The 16,608-nt window shown below is 47.9% G+C and carries 18 protein-coding genes; 17 read left to right on the top strand and 1 reads right to left on the bottom strand.

The genetic code is table 11. From position 1 onward, the window contains the following. Positions 1–52 precede the first annotated feature (52 nt). The 4 genes from E7745_RS11785 (at position 53) to E7745_RS11800 (ending at position 6,257) form a co-directional block, all read left to right on the top strand. On the top strand, positions 53–2,212 hold the full coding sequence (locus tag E7745_RS11785; RefSeq protein WP_124075504.1) for a translation factor GTPase family protein: 2,160 nt from the start codon (positions 53–55) through the stop codon (positions 2,210–2,212). A 181-nt stretch (positions 2,213–2,393) separates the two neighbouring features. Next, the gene (gene mnmE / locus E7745_RS11790) at positions 2,394–3,866 is read left to right on the top strand and encodes a tRNA uridine-5-carboxymethylaminomethyl(34) synthesis GTPase MnmE (RefSeq protein WP_240740308.1); all 1,473 of its coding nucleotides are present in this window, start codon (positions 2,394–2,396) and stop codon (positions 3,864–3,866) included. A 266-nt stretch (positions 3,867–4,132) separates the two neighbouring features. Continuing rightward, positions 4,133–5,032, top strand: a complete 900-nt coding sequence (locus E7745_RS11795; protein ID WP_136408869.1) for a helix-turn-helix domain-containing protein — start codon at positions 4,133–4,135, stop codon at positions 5,030–5,032. Positions 5,033–5,144: 112 nt separating this feature from the next. Continuing rightward, the gene (locus tag E7745_RS11800) at positions 5,145–6,257 is read left to right on the top strand and encodes a site-specific integrase (RefSeq protein ID WP_136408870.1); all 1,113 of its coding nucleotides are present in this window, start codon (positions 5,145–5,147) and stop codon (positions 6,255–6,257) included. A gap of 71 nt (positions 6,258–6,328) precedes the next feature. Here the strand turns inward: E7745_RS11800 and E7745_RS11805 are convergent, their stop codons facing one another. Next, positions 6,329–6,583 (bottom strand): toxin-antitoxin system protein, encoded by a 255-nt coding sequence (locus E7745_RS11805; protein WP_205743441.1) that lies wholly within the window; start codon positions 6,581–6,583, stop codon positions 6,329–6,331. Between the two features lie 162 nt (positions 6,584–6,745). Here E7745_RS11805 and E7745_RS11810 point away from each other — a divergent pair, with 162 nt between their 5' ends. From E7745_RS11810 to E7745_RS11870, 13 genes are all read left to right on the top strand, one after another. Further along, on the top strand, positions 6,746–7,999 hold the full coding sequence (locus E7745_RS11810; RefSeq protein ID WP_136408871.1) for a hypothetical protein: 1,254 nt from the start codon (positions 6,746–6,748) through the stop codon (positions 7,997–7,999). A gap of 187 nt (positions 8,000–8,186) precedes the next feature. Then, positions 8,187–8,570, top strand: coding sequence for a helix-turn-helix domain-containing protein (locus E7745_RS11815; protein WP_136408872.1), 384 nt, complete (start codon positions 8,187–8,189; stop codon positions 8,568–8,570). 3 nt (positions 8,571–8,573) lie between these two features. Further along, positions 8,574–9,941, top strand: coding sequence for a DUF3987 domain-containing protein (locus tag E7745_RS11820; RefSeq protein ID WP_136408873.1), 1,368 nt, complete (start codon positions 8,574–8,576; stop codon positions 9,939–9,941). A gap of 90 nt (positions 9,942–10,031) precedes the next feature. Continuing rightward, the gene (locus E7745_RS11825) at positions 10,032–11,114 is read left to right on the top strand and encodes a DUF6371 domain-containing protein (RefSeq protein WP_136408874.1); all 1,083 of its coding nucleotides are present in this window, start codon (positions 10,032–10,034) and stop codon (positions 11,112–11,114) included. Between the two features lie 95 nt (positions 11,115–11,209). Continuing rightward, a complete protein-coding gene (locus E7745_RS11830; protein WP_168182127.1) occupies positions 11,210–11,608 on the top strand; it encodes a DUF3408 domain-containing protein in 399 nt (132 codons plus the stop codon). A 297-nt stretch (positions 11,609–11,905) separates the two neighbouring features. Continuing rightward, positions 11,906–12,292 (top strand): hypothetical protein, encoded by a 387-nt coding sequence (locus tag E7745_RS11835; RefSeq protein ID WP_136408876.1) that lies wholly within the window; start codon positions 11,906–11,908, stop codon positions 12,290–12,292. After that, positions 12,289–13,236: a relaxase/mobilization nuclease domain-containing protein gene (locus tag E7745_RS11840; protein WP_168182129.1), complete on the top strand. Its 948-nt coding sequence runs from the start codon at positions 12,289–12,291 to the stop codon at positions 13,234–13,236. Before E7745_RS11835 ends, E7745_RS11840 begins: the two co-directional genes overlap by 4 nt. After that, positions 13,236–14,027, top strand: a complete 792-nt coding sequence (locus E7745_RS11845) for a hypothetical protein (RefSeq protein ID WP_136408878.1) — start codon at positions 13,236–13,238, stop codon at positions 14,025–14,027. Before E7745_RS11840 ends, E7745_RS11845 begins: the two co-directional genes overlap by 1 nt. Before the next feature lie 26 nt (positions 14,028–14,053). Next, positions 14,054–14,473 carry a hypothetical protein gene (locus E7745_RS11850; RefSeq protein WP_136408879.1) on the top strand — a complete coding sequence of 140 codons (420 nt, stop codon included), beginning with the start codon at positions 14,054–14,056 and terminating at the stop codon, positions 14,471–14,473. Positions 14,474–14,487: 14 nt separating this feature from the next. Next, the gene (locus E7745_RS11855; RefSeq protein WP_136408880.1) at positions 14,488–14,889 is read left to right on the top strand and encodes a hypothetical protein; all 402 of its coding nucleotides are present in this window, start codon (positions 14,488–14,490) and stop codon (positions 14,887–14,889) included. Positions 14,890–15,041: 152 nt separating this feature from the next. Continuing rightward, positions 15,042–15,788 (top strand): hypothetical protein, encoded by a 747-nt coding sequence (locus E7745_RS11860; RefSeq protein WP_136408881.1) that lies wholly within the window; start codon positions 15,042–15,044, stop codon positions 15,786–15,788. A gap of 6 nt (positions 15,789–15,794) precedes the next feature. Then, positions 15,795–16,289: a very short patch repair endonuclease gene (locus E7745_RS11865; protein WP_136408882.1), complete on the top strand. Its 495-nt coding sequence runs from the start codon at positions 15,795–15,797 to the stop codon at positions 16,287–16,289. A gap of 115 nt (positions 16,290–16,404) precedes the next feature. Then, positions 16,405–16,608, top strand: coding sequence for a helix-turn-helix transcriptional regulator (locus E7745_RS11870; RefSeq protein WP_136408883.1), 204 nt, complete (start codon positions 16,405–16,407; stop codon positions 16,606–16,608).

Consider the following 16,608-nt stretch of genomic DNA (forward strand, 5'->3'; position numbering starts at 1 on the left):
TACTATTTTGCGGACGTTTTCTTCTTACCTAAAACTAAAACCTAAATTAAATATGAAGGTCTATCAAACAAACGAGATTAAAAACATCGCCTTGCTTGGGAGCAAAGGCTCTGGTAAAACCACACTCGCCGAAGCTATGCTTTACGAGTGTGGAGTTATAAAACGCCGCGGCACCATTGAAGGAAAAAACACTGTAAGTGATTCGTTCCCTGTTGAGAAAGAGTATGGCTACAGCGTATTCTCGACAGTTTTTTATGCGGAATTCCTTGGGAAGAAGCTTAATGTGATAGACTGCCCCGGAGCCGATGACTTTGTCGGAAATGCGATCACCGCACTCAATGTGACCGACACCGGTGTCATACTGATCAACTCGCAATATGGCGTGGAGGTAGGCACACAGAACATCTTCCGTACAACCCAGTCTCTGAAAAAGCCAGTGATTTTCGCTCTCAACCAGCTTGACGGCGACAAGGCCGACTATGAAAACGTCATGGAGCAGATGCGCGAGCATTTCGGCAACAAGATCGTGGCTATACAATATCCTCTGCAGTGCGGAGCCGGCTTCAATGCCATGATTGACGTGCTGCTTATGAAGAAATACTCCTGGGGCCCTGACGGTGGCACTCCGACCATCGAAGAGATTCCGGCCGAAGAAATGGAACGCGCCAAAGAACTCCACCAGGCCCTCGTAGAGGCTGCGGCTGAAAATGACGAGACTCTGATGGAAAAATTCTTCGACCAGGGCCATCTCAGCGAAGACGAAATGCGCGAAGGCATACGTAAGGGCCTGATTGACCGCTCGATCTATCCAGTGTTCTGCGTAAGCGCAGCTAAGGACATGGGTGTACGCCGAATGATGGAATTCCTCGGCAACGTAGTGCCGTTTGTTGAAGACATGCCGGCTCCTGAGACAGTAGAAGGAGTGGAAGTGAAGCCTGACAGCAACGGTCCGCTCTCACTCTACTTCTTCAAGACCACTGTAGAACCGCACATCGGTGAAGTCAGCTACTTCAAAGTCATGTCCGGCACACTGACTCCTGGCGTAGACCTCGAAAATATCACACGCGGTTCACGCGAAAGAATCGCTCAGATCTATTGCGTCTGCGGCAACATCAAGACTCAGGTCGATAAACTCTGCGCAGGAGACATCGGCGCAACCGTGAAACTGAAAGATGTACGCACCGGCAACACTCTTGACGGTAAGGACTGCGAATACAGCTTTGATTTCATCCGCTTCCCTGAGCCGAAATACCGCCGTGCGATCCGCCCCGTGACAGAGAGCGATTCAGAAAAGCTCATGGGCATCCTCACACGTATGCACGAGGAAGATCCTACATGGGTAATCGAACAGTCGAAGGAACTGAAACAGATCATCCTGTCAGGCCAGGGAGAATTCCATCTTCGCACTCTCAAATGGCGCGTTGAAAACAATGACAAACTCCCGATCATCTTCGATGAACCGCGTATCCCCTATCGCGAGACAATCACAAAAGCAGCCCGCGCGGACTACCGACACAAGAAACAGTCAGGCGGCGCAGGCCAGTTCGGCGAAGTACACCTCATTATCGAACCCTATACAGAAGGCATGCCTGCACCGGACACCTATAAATTCGGCAATCAGGAATACAAGATGAGCGTCCGCGACACTCAGGAACTACCACTCTCATGGGGCGGAAAACTCGTGGTCCACAACTGCATTGTCGGCGGTGCGATTGACGCACGATTCATCCCGGCCATCGTCAAAGGCCTCATGGACCGCATGGAACAGGGACCTCTGACCGGAAGCTATGCCCGCGACGTAAGAGTCTGCATCTACGACGGTAAAATGCACCCGGTTGACTCAAACGAAATCTCATTCCGCCTGGCCGGCCGAAACGCCTTCAGCGAAGCCTTCCGCAACGCCAACCCCAAAGTGCTCGAACCGGTCTATGACGTCGAAGTCATGGTGCCCGGTGATGTCATGGGCGATGTCATGAGCGACCTGCAGGGCCGTAGAGCAATAATCATGGGCATGTCAAGCGACAATGGTTTTGAAAAGATCTCGGCCAGAGTACCTCTGAAAGAAATGTCGTCATACTCGACCGCATTATCCTCAATCACCGGCGGACGCTCGGCTTTCACAATGAAGTTCGCATCCTATGAACTCGTTCCGGCTGACGTCCAGGAAAAACTCCTGAAAGAATATGCCGAAAAGTCACAGTCTGAAGACTGATCTACCCCGTTTGCCTGACCGCACCCCGGTGATCAGACTGCAAATCTGACATTCTTCTACCTTAATATCTTTGACCGCAGGCTATCGCACCTCTCCATCGCGATAGCCTGTTTTGCGTCTTGGGAATAAATTGCTAATTTTGCAGATAGACTCCAGGAACAATCCACTGAAAGAGTTCCCGATGATCATTGTATCGTTCAATTTCGAAGAATTACTTATGTATCAGTATAACGATTCAGACACCATATGCGCCATATCCACCGCCCCCGGCTGTGGAGGCATAGCAGTAATCCGCGTGAGCGGACCCGATGCAATCAGCATCATCAATAAAATCTGGCGCGGAAAACCTCTCTCATCAGTCGGCACACATACCGCCCACCTGGGCACAATAACAGACCCTGAAAACCCGACAGAACCGCTTGACAGCGGAGTGGCCACAGTGTTTCGCGCTCCCGGAACATTCACAGGCGAAGACGTAGTTGAAATCTCGGTCCACGGCTCCGTATGGATACAGCGCGAACTGATCAATCTGCTTATACGCACAGGATGCCGTCTGGCTCAGCCCGGAGAATTTACACGTCGCGCATTCGCCAACGGCAAACTCGACCTTGCCCAGGCCGAAGCCGTGGCCGATGTAATTGCCGCCACCTCCCGAAGCGCCCACCGCCTTGCGTCATCCCAGATGAGAGGCGATTTTTCAAAACGGATCGGAACACTCAGAGAAAAACTGATCGAAATAGCCTCTTTGCTCGAACTCGAACTCGATTTTTCAGAAGAAGACGTTGAATTCGCCTCGCGCATCCACCTGGCAGAACTGGCCAAAAACCTCCACACTGAAATCAGCAGCCTTGCCGCTACATTCTCAACAGGCAGTGCACTTAAAAACGGCATCCCGGTAGCGATCGTAGGCGAACCAAACGCAGGCAAATCGACCCTGCTCAACGCCTTGCTGAATGAGTCACGCGCCATCGTCAGCGACATACCTGGAACCACAAGAGACACCGTCGAGGACACAATAGAGATCGACGGCGTCATGTATCGATTCATCGACACAGCCGGCTTACGCGAAACTTCAGATCACGTAGAAAACCTCGGCATCGGCCGCTCATTTGAAGCCATCGAACGCGCACGCATAGTCATATGGCTCGTAACACCAGACATCAGTCAGGAGAAACTGACCGAACTGTATACCGAAATAAAAAAACATCTAGCAGAAGGAGCAACCCTCCTTACAGTTCTGAATAAAACAGACCTACTTGCCTCACCGACCGATCTCCCCCACCCTTTGCAGAACATTTTCACTGAATCACAAGAGCCTGTCACAACAGAAAAATCGACACAAAGGCCTATATTGATCTCTGCATCGACAGGCCACAACATAGACCGGCTCACCCAAGCACTCCACACCCTATCAGGAACCAATGATTCTGCGGGAGCAGACCTCATGGTTACAAACGCGCGCCACTACGAAGCCCTGACACTCGCCGCAGAATCATTAGCCCGCGTCCTTGACGGCCTTCGAGCAAACCTCTCAGGCGACTTCATCGCCCAGGACCTCCGCGAAACCATCCACCACCTCTCCGCCATCACCGGCACCATCACCACCACCGACCTCCTCACCTCCATCTTCCAGAACTTCTGCATCGGCAAGTAGCCTATTGGTGACAACTGGTGCCATTTGGTGTAAAATATTGAAAAGTCGCTCGTTATCGGGCGGCTTTTTTCGTCTTCATACTGCAATATAACCGCTTTTCACCCCTTTTTACCTGTGTTTTTGTACCCGATTTGTAGCAAGTCGGTCAACCCCGTCAATGCGTGCCGCAAGGTCGTGGACGATGTTTACGTAGGTTTACGTCAGTTTACGCCCATGAACACTTTTGGCGAAATAAACGGCGAAATAAACACTAACACAGGATAAAAATGAGTAGCAACATTGAAATCAAAAAGAAATGCCGTTGGTGTGGAGCTGAGTTCATTGCTCGCAAGACAACAACGGAGTATTGCAGCCACCGATGCTCAGGACTCGCATACAAGGAAAGAAAGCGTCAGGAGAAACTGGATTCATACCAACGAGAATATGAATACCAGCAATCAGGACAGAAAGAGGTCGCTAAACAAGAGTTCTTGACTCCAACACAAGCAGCTACCCTATTAGGAGTATGCCACGTCACAATCTATAATTATATAAACCGTGGAGTAATCAAGGTTTGGAAACTGAAACGCAAGACACTCATTCGTCGAGCCGATGTAGATTCACTATTTTCAGTTCTTGATATTCAGAGTACACAGGTCAAGAATCCATCAGCTCCAATCACTGATTTCTACACCTCCAAGGAGATTCAAGAGAAATATGGTGTGTCTAACTCCGGGATGTATAAGATTGCGGAGCGTGAAGGCTGGCCGAAGACTCAGAGCCGAGGAAAGACTCTTTGGAGCCGAAGCCATGTTGACCGCTACTTTGCCAATCAGCAGCCGAAGGAGGAAATCAACGAGTGGTACACCGCGGCTGATATTCAAGCCGCCTATGGAATGACACTATCGGCAATCTATACTCTCGTATCAAAAGAGGGTATTCCGAAGAAAAAGCAAGGCAACTATGTGATGTATTCCAAGTATCATTTCGATTTGGCAAAGGGTGCGACCGTCCCAAAGGCACCGGAGTATTACACCTATCCAGAGGCGATGGAGAAGTATGGACTGACCCGCGACCAACTCCACCACTATCTGAAATACCACAACATCACTCGTGTGAAGAAAGGAAAATACACTCTCATACTCTGCTCGGAACTTGATTCTCTCCTCGGTTCTCCGGAGATTTAATCTCCAGAGAGACTTTGGAGAAGCCTTGGGACTGCTGGAGAACTCATTGTTCTCTCATGCTTCTCCCGCTACTTTTGTATCTGATTTTCAAACCCTCAAACCCCATAAAACAATGACAAACACCTGCACCAAAGTGTTCCTCCGTCGTCGCCCGTATGCCGGAGGTAAGGTATCGCTCTATCTCGATTATTATCCCGCGATACGCAATCCCCACACAAACAAGATGACCCGCCGCGAAACTCTCGGCATAGTCATCTTTGCCGAACCGGCCAACGAGATACAACGCCGTTTCAATCAGGAAATGGAGGAGAAAGCCGAGGCCATCCGTTGCATCCGTTATCAGAGCCTCGTAAACGAACAGTTCGGATTCCTTGACAAGACTAAACAGAAGATGGACTTTCTTGCCTACTTCGAGAAGAAGGCGAAAAGCAAATATGACAAATGGATGAGCGTCTATCTCCATTTCAAAAAATTCTGCGGTGGCCGATGCACATTCGGCGATATTACTACGGAACTGTGCGAAGAATTCCGGGAGTATCTTCTCTATGCACATAGTCTGCGCCACCCTGGCAAAAAGATATCGTTATCCAACAACTCTGCTTCAGGCTATTGGTCAACATTCCGCTGTCTGCTGAAAATGGCATATAAGGAAAAATATATCACCGAGAACGTCAACGACTTTCTTGAAGGCATCAAATGGCAGGAGGTAAAGAAGGAGTATCTGACGCTCGACGAGATGAAAATCCTTGATGCTACCGAGTGTGAGGTGCCTATCCTCAGACAAGCATCTATGTTCGGTCTGTTTACCGGATTACGTCTTAGCGACCTGTTGCAGCTCCGATGGGATAATATTGAGCGAAGTCCTGACGGTGGCCACTGCATACGCCTATGTACCGAGAAAACCGAGACAGAAGCGACATTACCGATAAGTGAAGAGGCTCTGAAATATTGTGGGGAGCGTGGTGAAGGACTTATCTTCAAAGGCTTCCGCCGCTCAATGGCACAACAGCCATTCAAGAAATGGGTAAAGGCAGCCGGAATCGAGAAAAAACTGTCGTTCCATTGTCTTCGTCACTCGTTTGCCACACTCCTTATCTCGCTGGGCATCGACGTATACGTGGTATCAAAGATGTTAACCCATCGTAGCGTAAGAACTACTCAAATTTACGCCGACGTGGTCAGTGAGAAAAAGCGCGAGGCATCCAACGCCATCTCTCTGAAATAATAATAAGATAGACCGAGATAATTGCCTTATCAGCATTGTCTCGGTCTATAATTATATTGCTATTATAGTGTCTAATCGATTGACTTAAACATAGCCTCTACAGATGATGTATCAATGGGAGGTTTAGTCCTCAATTTTCCACTAATAGCTTCCTCAAGAGCGGCCTTTGTTATCTCATTAGGTTCATTATAAGCAGCTTCAAACAATATGCTCTCAACCAAATTGTCAAGGCTACAATGCTCTTGTTTAGCCATATCTTTAAGACGTTCTATGAGATCTACTCTCAGAGAGAACGTAATTATTTTCTTTTGAGCTGATGTCGCCATTATGTTATTTTTGAGTGCAAAGGTACAACGAATCAAGCATATCTCCAACCAACAATGCTGATTCAATTTTCGGAGAATGAACAATCGAAAGTGTTACCGTGTTTTAACCTTGTTTGCATAACTCATCATTTTTTAAGGCTATACGATTAAACAATTACGCGAATGAAAGACCTATTCAAAGGCCATCATCCATGGTTGCTTGTGCTGGTGATTGCTGTTGATATTTTTTCAGCACTGACCATCCGCCACTCTATTTTATCAAAAGGAGAATCAGAGTTCAATGCTAACGTTTTCTTTTTAATTGCCATTGTCGCCGGACTTGCACTATATGCTTTGCTCGTCGAATTTCTTTCAGGCAAAGATATGCCGCTAATCGGCGAAACAGAAGAAAAGGAAGCGAAGATTGTACAGCAGATTCCTGTATCGCAACCGGTTATTGACACCAATTCATCCACTCCACAGGCCAAAGAAAAGCCCTTATCTCGTGGTGATTTTGAGGATATGATGCTTAATGTTGTAACTAAATTGCGGCAAGAAACGGCAATCCCGCCGGAAGCATCATTAAAGAAACATGATGAGACCGGAGTCGTATCCTTCAATATAAATGACATGAAGGAATCCGCCGCATCTCTGGTACAATCGCAGGAAGACGCCAAATATCGGTTTGCCTGCGAATACACCGCCGAGAAATTAGGTCCATATGTCAAACCTTGTGATTTGGAAAAGCTGTTTTTCCGTTTGGGATTGTTTCAAAGAGCATCGTCTCCAAACTGGGATTCACGTACTCCGGAGGAAATCGAGGCTAATATACCGGCTGCAAGAATCGAGGTCGCATCACCGATAGAGAAGTGGGCATTATTGCATTTTGGCTGGAACATGGGAAGACTATTTGGCAAACCTAATAATTTTATTAACCATTTTCTAAAGACCACGTTCCATTACCACCTTGATGGTCTTTCAGATAATCAACTACCAAAGAAGCTCAAGCAAAATCCTCTTCAAGGCGTAATCAAAATTGAGGAACGTTTTGACAAAGGTCTAACAATAGCGGATTATAATATCGAGGAGTATACAACCACTTCCGCAAATACAGAAGCATCAAATATTGAGCCTGCCACTGAAAAGGTCGTTAAGGAAACAATCCCTAAAACGGCTGCTCCCATATCTTATAAACCCGATCCACCAATCTCTACCGAAGAAAAATCGAAAATTGCCGAATCAGAGGAAGCCCAAGAACCAGCAGATGAAGAACGCGACGATTACGATAATCTTAACGACTACGATGAGGATAGAGATATGGATAATGACAACGATGAGCCTATGAATGACGAAGAGTGGGCAGAGTTCGTTCAACGCTCTATGGAACGTGGTAAGGATTCGAGAAGTCTCGACTGTGGCAACCTTATTGCCGGATAAAACTTCAATCTCCTATTGGAGAATCATATATCTCCAGTAGGAGAGGCTTTGGAGACGTTTTGGAGAACGTTTTGAGAGGGATTAGACCTCATTGTTCTATGTTTTTTCTCCTTATACATTTGCAACCGAAATCTTAGCCCGGACGTGCCGCGTTGGCATGACGGTTTCCTAAGGTTTCGGTTGCATCATGTTCACAACACCCGTGACTTTCGACAGACTGCCCGAAGCGGTTGTCTATCTCATCGAGCGAGTCTCAGCCTTGCAAGATGAGCTACGGGAGCTGCGCAACGCGCTTGCTCCACCATCAAAAGACAGTTCTCCTTTCATCACCACAAAGGAGGCCTGTCAACTACTCGGAGAGTGCAAGAACACTCTCTATGAAAAGGCTCGCGCCGGAATCATACCGGCATGCAAGAATCCCGGCGGCAAGTCGTGGAGGTTCATTAAGAGCGAGCTTCTCGAATACATGGCATCCGGCAAGCCCAAATCTCAGCAGGAGAAGTATGATGAAATGGTTGCCGAGATGAACAAAGGTCTGCGCCCAGGCGGACGAAACTGTTTGAGCCGTTAGCCTATGAGCGATAAGATTACTCCTCAGCTCGTGCTCGACAAGGCCATTGACCATTGCACCGCAATCACAGGCGGCGGTTTTCCCATTAGCCTCTATCCCTCCAAAATACAACGTATCATCAGGGAGGTGAACGACTGCTATGGATTTCCTGTCGATTATGTGGCGGCGGCAATGCTGGTGGCGGTGTCGGTAGCGATAGGCAACACGCATCTCGCGCGGATGAAAGAAGGCTGGGACGAGAGCGCCATTCTATATATGGCTCTCATCGGAAGACCCGGTGCCAACAAGAGCCATCCGTTGAGTTTTGCAATGCGTCCGTTTGTGGAACAAGACTACGAACAGAACCGGATTTACGAGAAACAGTATCTGGAATATCTGGAGCAACTTGAAATGAGCCGGAAGGAACGTGCAGAAAAAGGTATTGAGGTCTGCCCCCGTGAACCTGTCCGCCGCCGTTTTCTTGTGTCTGATATTACTCCGGAAGGTCTGAGCCTCGTTCATTCGCAGAATCGCCGTGGTCTGTGTCTGCTGTCCGATGAACTGTCGGCATGGGTCAAGAACTTCAACCGTTACAACAACGGCTCTGAGGAACAATTCTGGCTGTCGGTGTTCAGCGCAAAGCCCACCATGTCCGACCGCAAAAGCTCGCGTAGCTCTATCTTTATCAAGCGTCCGTTTGTGTCCGTAATCGGCACGATGCAGAAACGCATCCTTTCCGAACTTGCCAAAGGGGAACGCTCTGCCAACGGTTTCATTGACCGCATCCTGTTTGTCCTGCTCCGACACGAAACTTCTACCCGGTGGTCGATGAAGCATCCGACATTCGATGTGGCCGCTGAATGGCAGCGCATTTTATCGAGGCTCATGGAATTACAATGTACCGTTGATGAAAACAACGATATTCTGCCGATAACTATACCGTTTACTGAGGAAGCTATGATACGCCTGTTCAGATGGCAGCATGAACTGTCAGACATATGCGACCGTGAGCCAAACGAGACCATTGTCGGCATCTACTGCAAGCTACAAATCTATGCCATACGTTTCTGTCTGATTATTCAGATGGCACGCTGGGCGTGCAATGATGCCGGTAAGGATATGATTGACCTCATATCTGTTGAGCGGGCCATTTCTCTCGCCGAATATTTCAAGGAATCAGCCGTTAAGGTTCAGACTATTCTGAAGGAACTTTCGCTAACCTCGCAACAGTTGGCAATAGTGAGCGCACTCCCTCAGGAATTTGAGACCGGAGAAGGCATCGCCATAGCAAAAGCTAATGATATGGCAGAGCGCACCTTTATGGAATTCCTAAAAAACAATCTTGGCAAATTATTCCAGAAGTCCTCGCATGGCAAATATCTTAAACTCTAACTCCATGCAGCTTCCGCAGTTCCGACAGTTTTGTCAAGCAAACTGCGGAAACTGCAAAAACTGCACCACACAAATCTCATAATTAATGCTATGAATAATCATAGATTCATTCTCCAGCCCTATAAAGGGGTTGGAAGCCGTCACTCTTGCCCTGCCTGCCACAATAAACGCTGTTTTAGCCGCTATATCGACACCGAGAAACAAATATCGTTTCCTGATGATGTTGGCAGATGCGACCATGAGCAGAGCTGCGGCTACCACCTGACACCGAAGGAATATTTTGAACGTAATCCGGAGGCTAAGCCATTACACTCCGATTTCACAGCTCCGTCAGCATGGCGAGCCAAGCCGACCGAGCAGCGAAAGCCGACATCCTTCATCGCGTCAGAGACTGTTGCACAGACTCTGCACGGATATGAGAAGAACAACCTCTATCTTTTCCTCCGCTCCAAGTTCGGAGCCGAGGACGCTCTCCTGCTGATGAAAGATTATCGCGTCGGCACATCGAAGCACTGGCCGGGGTCATGCGTGTTTTGGCAAACCGACATCAACGGCAGCGTCCGCGCCGGAAAGGTAATGCTCTACGATGCCGAGACAGGTAAGCGCGTGAAGAAACCGTTCAACCATGTTACATGGGTTCATTCGTTGCTCCGACTGCCTGATTTCAATCTGCATCAGTGTTTTTTCGGAGAACATCTCTTGCCGATGAACAGAGGCAAGCCTGTTGCCATTGTCGAGAGCGAAAAGACCGCACTTGTGGCAGCTTACTATCTGCCCGAATATGTGTGGCTCGCTTCCGGCGGGAAAAATGGGTGCTTCAATACTGATGCACTCCGCGTTCTCCGAGGCCGTCAGGTAATTCTGTATCCCGACATCGGCGCGACCGACCAATGGCGGCAGAAACTTAGTTTGCTCCGCAATCTCGGTATCGAGGCAAGCATCTTCAACTTTCTTGAAGAAGTTGCCACCGATAACGAGCGAACAGCAGGGCTTGACATAGCAGACTACCTCCTGCAAATCGAGCCTGACCAAGCCGTGCTGCAAGCCATGATTAAAAATAATCCGATGTTACAGAAACTCATTGACGACCTGCAACTCACTCTCGTGTCAGTTGAACGGTATGACCCTGATACTGATGCAATCAACAAAACCTCAAATACTGAAAAACAATGACTGCGAAGAAAGCTCCGTCAACACCAGCATTTAAGTCAACCGAGTTGACCGATGCAACCAAATCCAAAGTATCAACTCTTAATCCCGATTTTATTATGGAATCAGATAACCCTATCAACTCCACCAATCTTGTTAACAGCGGCAAGACTGTTAACAGCACCACACCTGCCAACGCCGACAATCTGTTTGACAACGCGCAGGCAGCAACCGAAGCAACAGCCGCAACCGACACGACCGAGCCACCTAAGCAACAGCGCATCGGCAAGCAACAGCGCAAATCAGACTTCGCTGAGTTCAAGACAGCCTATCTCATGCCGTCAAAGCTGTCAAAGCGTCATCCGATAAACATTGAGGACAGTGTATGGGAGAAGCTCGAACGCATCGCCCGCATCCTCGGTGACCGCGACTCTACTGTCGGCAGCTATATCAATGCCATCCTGGTCGAGCATTTAACAATATATGCTGACGACATCGAAATCTGGCGTAAACTATGAAAAATTTCTATCTGACATCTCATAGGTCTAACGACATTCTGACCCATAGACCGTTCGGTAGTCCGACCTTTCCACCTAAGGTACGTTGGTACCTCAGTACCTACTTCAGTACTAAATAACGTTAGTATTAACCCGACAGCAGGGAGCGGTTATCGTCAGCGCACAACTAAGAAACGATAGTGGATTAGTTGGGGATGCAAGGGTATGTTTCGGGAGGTAAAAAATTCCCCCGCCGAAACCCCTCGCATCCCGAAGGACGCTCTCTGTTCCCTGCGGTCACCATCCCCAACCCAACGAATGAGAAAGTTCAATCAGGACGCTCCCGGTGTGAAACTCCGTGGGCGACCAAAGAAAGAATCCAGTGATAAGAGAGACCGAAAAGTCTCTGTGAATTTTACCGATGCGGAGGAGCGTGAGGTGAAAGCCAAAGCTGCGGCTGCCGGTGTCAGCATTGCCGAGCTGCTTAGAATTTGCGTCTTCCGGCTCTCCGTTGTCGGTCGCCTCACCGATTTTGAACGTGAGGCGATACGGGAACTGATGTATCAAGGCAAGAATCTGAACGCTCAAGTCAAGGCGTGCCAGGCTAACGCATGGCCCTCGACAAAGCGAAAAGCCGAGGCTTGTCTCGATGGAATTTTAGCCACACTCGGCAAGTTGAAAACCTCAAATTCCTCATTGTTATGATAGCAAAAATACTCGCAAAAGGAGCCGCAGCCGATATTGTTGGCTACGTTATGCGTGAGTTTCACGACAAGGAACAGTTCACCGACGATACTTGGCGAGTGATAGATTCCGACGGGATTCTCGGCAACGATTACCGCCGAATTGTGGACAGTTTCGACATCGGGGCGAGTCTCAACAAGAGAATCAGCAAGCCCATCGGACATATCGCCGTGAGTTTCGACAGGGCAGATTTGCCCCGTCTCACCGATGAGTTTATGGTTCAGTTGGCTAAAGAATATATGGAATGTATGGGCATCCGGGATACGCAATATCTGATAGTTCGTCATCTCGAAACCGGCTCTCCGCACTTTCATATCGTCTATAATCGCGTCAATCTCCACGGTAAAGCCATCGACGAAAGTAATAATTTCGACAAAAGTCGTAATGCTACCAAGGCAATCAAGCTGAAATACGGACTGACTTTTTCGCCGAAAAAGAAACTGTATGAAGATGCAATAGCTGAGATGAAACCCAAGATTCAGGCTGCGATGTACCGCTGCAAATCGTGGGACGAATTCCGTCGCCGCCTCGCTCCGGCAGGTATAACAGTTGAATTTTACAACGACCGCGACACAGGCAAACCGCAGGGCATACGCTTCTCAGACGACGATTTTACATTCAACGGCTCGAAGATTGACCGTGCTTTCTCCTACAAGCGTCTTGACAAATTCTTTGCCAAGAACGCTGGGATAAGAGAGACACAGCCTCAGCAATCGGCACCGATTTCTGTAACGACAAAAGTTAAGGAATCGCCTGTGGCAAATGTCGTAGAGAGCATAATCGAAACCGGATGTCAGGCTATCGGAGGATTGTTTCAGGTTGGGCCCGGCTATGACCCCGAGGAACAATCCTTTATCAACAGAATGAAAAGAAAACCCAAAAAGAAGAAAGGAAGATCACTGTAATGGCAGATTTATACTCACTCGTCAAGAAACAAGACGAGAAGATTGACGACCTTCTCAAAACCGCAAAAGAGAATAAGGATATGCTTGTAGGCATAGACACCCGGCTGGTATCAAATCCAGCTCCATCGCAAACAGCATCGCCCGTTTCTTCTGGTCCTCAGAAGATTCTGGTTGAGTTGCCCGACAATGTTGCGACCAACGAAAGCATAGGCAAGCTGCTTGATGAGAAACTACCGTCAGCTTCAACCAATGAGACTGTCAATAATATGCTTGCAGCCCTGCCGGACAGCCTCTCAAATGGAGTAGCCAAAATATTGACCGATAATATCAACGGAAAGGTAAAGGATGCTCTCTACGAAGGCTTCCGTAAGGAGTTTGCCAAGGAGCGTAAGGCCCTCTATGATGTAGTAAGCGACCTGCGTTATAAAGTGCAATCTCTTGTCACAGGTCAGTGGTGGCTCGCCACCCCCAAATGGGTATATCTCATTTTCTCTGTATTATTCCTCACTTCGATAGGGCTTGGCATCTGGTGCTACAATCTCAATCAGGAGAACACACATCTTCAGAAAGTAGAATGGCTCTATCGTTACGAGCGCATCAGCTACGACGCTGAGGGCATCCGTAACATGATGCTCCGCGAAGAGGCGATGATGGTGGGCAACCGTCAGGAGCAGGACAGCATAAAAGAAATGACTATCCGACTCGAACGCCGCAAACGCGCCGAGCGTACCCACGTCTATTTCCGACCCTCCGACTCTTGGACACCGGAATCAGGCAATCTACTTTGGTAATTCACAAACCTCAAACTCAACAAACAATGCAATCAAATTCTTTCAATCCCATCTCGGCAGGTGCTCAGACGAGCATCAAGGCCTTCTACTATGACTTCTGCGAATTCATGGTAGAGAACTATTCAGCAATTCCCGACCAGCTCACACTTGACTGGAACTGTGTCGGCGCCACCGCACGCTACCATGGACAGAACTGGGCCTTCGAGTTCCGTCTATGGGAGCATTCCAACGGACATCTCGGAATACCCGACATGACCGTCATCGTTTCCGTGTTCCACATCTCCGGGCTCGTGGCGAAACCTCAGGCAGAAGCCGATACCGTATCTTTATGGTTACGCGATGCGGCAAAAGCTAACGGATTCCGCCACATCGCCGACGAGAGCCACGGCCCCACGGACGCACCGAATCAGGTACCCGGATGCAAAATCGCTTGTTTAACCCTTTAACGCCCTATCCGACAATGCAAGAAATCAAATCCTCAACCCACGACGCCATCGTGGACTTCTTCCTGAACTTCCGTTCCTATATCTCCGAAGTGTTCGGAGCCAACCCCGATGATGCCACTCTCGACTGGAACTCCGTCGGAGCCTGCATCCACTACTTCGGCGAGGACCGCGCCATTCAGCTCCGCCTATGGGAACGCTCCGGAGGCCATCTCGGAATCCCTGATATGACACTCATAATCATCCGCATCAGCTTCCGAGGCGCACAGGAGGTCATCCGCGCCGAGATGAAAGCTTTCATCCACTGGCTGAAACAGACCGCCAAGTCGCACGGCTTCCTCCACTTCGCCGACGAAGACTGCCAGCCCCTCGCCACCAGCCAAGTCCCCGGCTGCCGCATCGCCTGCATCCGCCTCTGATTCCATCCGCTAATACGCCCATAACCCTTTGACCAACGCCCCGATAAGACTCTCCTTCTTGCCGGGGCGTTTTAATCTTATCTTTCGCGGGTTTGCTTTGCAGACTCAGATTTTATTAGTAATTTTGAATATAAAACAGACATATGAACAAGATGAAAATCAAATATCTCATACTTATTATCGGGCTATTATTAGTACCCGTCGCATTGAATTTTATTCTCCAAATTCCATGTGGTTTACCAATTATAGGAGAACCACAAACGTGGTTATCTTTTTGGAGCAGCTTCATTGGTGCGTTAGCATCATTTGCGATGATTATTGTAACCATTCATACTCTTAAACAAAATAAGATGCAGTTAGAGGAGATGAAACGACAATGGGAAGAAGAACATCGTCCCCATCTTACTTGTCGAATAATAGTATATAAGAAAGCTTTCTTTTTGCAAGTCTCAAATCCCAGCAGATATGATGCCTCTAATGTATGTATAAACTTTGGAGATGAATTAATCCAGAGTCTTGACAGCAAATTTCAAAATATGTATATCAACACATCTCAGAATCCTGTCTATATTGCAGCAGGAAAGGCTTGGAATAGTATGATTGGTTGGTGTGAAGATATAAATAAAGAATGGTGTGATAAAGATTTCGATATTATTGTTGATGTTAAGTACAACGATAAGTATAATCTTCATGCAGTGATTCCTATCAAGACGTTTGTAAAGAGAATAAATATGCTTGTTCAAAGTCCGCTTGAAGATTCTATGGAAGATTTAGTCTTAGGGTTAGTTAAACCTCATTCTGTTTCCAACCATAAGACAGTCCAAGTATCATTAGAAGAAATCTCAAAGACTTTGAATAAGATCGCCTCTCAAATGTCTAATCCCGACAGTGCCAAATAAAATATTATGGCTGATGTGAAGACACCCGAGCAGAGAAGTCGCAATATGGCGGCGATAAAGGGGAAGGATACGAAGCCTGAGATAATTGTGCGGAAGTATCTTTTCTCTCGTGGTCTGCGGTTCCGTGTTCAAGTCAAAAAGTTGCCGGGTAATCCGGATATAGTATTGCCAAAATATAAGACAGTCATTTTCGTCAACGGATGCCTCTGGCACGGCCATGAAGGATGCAAGTATTTCCGGTTGCCAAAGTCCAATGTCGAGTTCTGGAAGGAGAAGATTGAGCGCAACATTGAGCGCGATAGAGAATCAATGCAGGCGTTACTTGATTTGAGATGGAAAGTAATTCGTGTATGGGAGTGTGAACTGCGCAACAAGGCAAACCGCGAGGTCACACTCAATAAGATTTATAATAGCATTACATCGGCTGATAGAATCGGTTATAGCTTTGAAGAGACCGAGGTGCCAATGGCGGCAGAACCAGAAGCTGACTATTCCAGATAATATTTCATTGCACGAAATGCAATTTCTTAAAATGTCCTTTCAATTTTATGGCATAGCATGACTGACTTCTCGGAAAAATTCGTTAACTTTGCATTAATGAATAGGACAAAACATCATGGGCAAAGATATAAACCGAATCAAAGTCATGCTTGTGGAGAAGAAGCGGACCAACAAATGGCTTGCCGAACAGCTCGGTAAAGACCCCGCCACAGTCTCCAAATGGTGTACTAACACAATTCAACCGAGTCTCGACACCCTTCTCAGGATAGCCGAGCTCCTTGATGTGCAGATTCAAGAACTTGTAAGAATGCCCGAATAA

The organism is Duncaniella sp. C9 (assembly GCF_004803935.1).
Lineage (GTDB): Bacteria > Bacteroidota > Bacteroidia > Bacteroidales > Muribaculaceae > Duncaniella > Duncaniella muris.

Coding starts and splice junctions, on each gene's coding strand:
- E7745_RS11860 (WP_136408881.1), top strand. CDS start 15,042: ATGAAAATCAAATATCTCATACTTATTATCGGGCTATTATTAGTACCC.
- E7745_RS11810 (WP_136408871.1), top strand. CDS start 6,746: ATGAAAGACCTATTCAAAGGCCATCATCCATGGTTGCTTGTGCTGGTG.
- E7745_RS11865 (WP_136408882.1), top strand. CDS start 15,795: ATGGCTGATGTGAAGACACCCGAGCAGAGAAGTCGCAATATGGCGGCG.
- E7745_RS11870 (WP_136408883.1), top strand. CDS start 16,405: ATGGGCAAAGATATAAACCGAATCAAAGTCATGCTTGTGGAGAAGAAG.
- E7745_RS11795 (WP_136408869.1), top strand. CDS start 4,133: ATGAGTAGCAACATTGAAATCAAAAAGAAATGCCGTTGGTGTGGAGCT.
- E7745_RS11840 (WP_168182129.1), top strand. CDS start 12,289: ATGATAGCAAAAATACTCGCAAAAGGAGCCGCAGCCGATATTGTTGGC.
- mnmE (WP_240740308.1), top strand. CDS start 2,394: ATGATCATTGTATCGTTCAATTTCGAAGAATTACTTATGTATCAGTAT.
- E7745_RS11845 (WP_136408878.1), top strand. CDS start 13,236: ATGGCAGATTTATACTCACTCGTCAAGAAACAAGACGAGAAGATTGAC.
- E7745_RS11850 (WP_136408879.1), top strand. CDS start 14,054: ATGCAATCAAATTCTTTCAATCCCATCTCGGCAGGTGCTCAGACGAGC.
- E7745_RS11825 (WP_136408874.1), top strand. CDS start 10,032: ATGAATAATCATAGATTCATTCTCCAGCCCTATAAAGGGGTTGGAAGC.
- E7745_RS11855 (WP_136408880.1), top strand. CDS start 14,488: ATGCAAGAAATCAAATCCTCAACCCACGACGCCATCGTGGACTTCTTC.
- E7745_RS11815 (WP_136408872.1), top strand. CDS start 8,187: ATGTTCACAACACCCGTGACTTTCGACAGACTGCCCGAAGCGGTTGTC.
- E7745_RS11805 (WP_205743441.1), bottom strand. CDS start 6,583: ATGGCGACATCAGCTCAAAAGAAAATAATTACGTTCTCTCTGAGAGTA.
- E7745_RS11835 (WP_136408876.1), top strand. CDS start 11,906: ATGAGAAAGTTCAATCAGGACGCTCCCGGTGTGAAACTCCGTGGGCGA.
- E7745_RS11785 (WP_124075504.1), top strand. CDS start 53: ATGAAGGTCTATCAAACAAACGAGATTAAAAACATCGCCTTGCTTGGG.
- E7745_RS11820 (WP_136408873.1), top strand. CDS start 8,574: ATGAGCGATAAGATTACTCCTCAGCTCGTGCTCGACAAGGCCATTGAC.
- E7745_RS11800 (WP_136408870.1), top strand. CDS start 5,145: ATGACAAACACCTGCACCAAAGTGTTCCTCCGTCGTCGCCCGTATGCC.
- E7745_RS11830 (WP_168182127.1), top strand. CDS start 11,210: ATGGAATCAGATAACCCTATCAACTCCACCAATCTTGTTAACAGCGGC.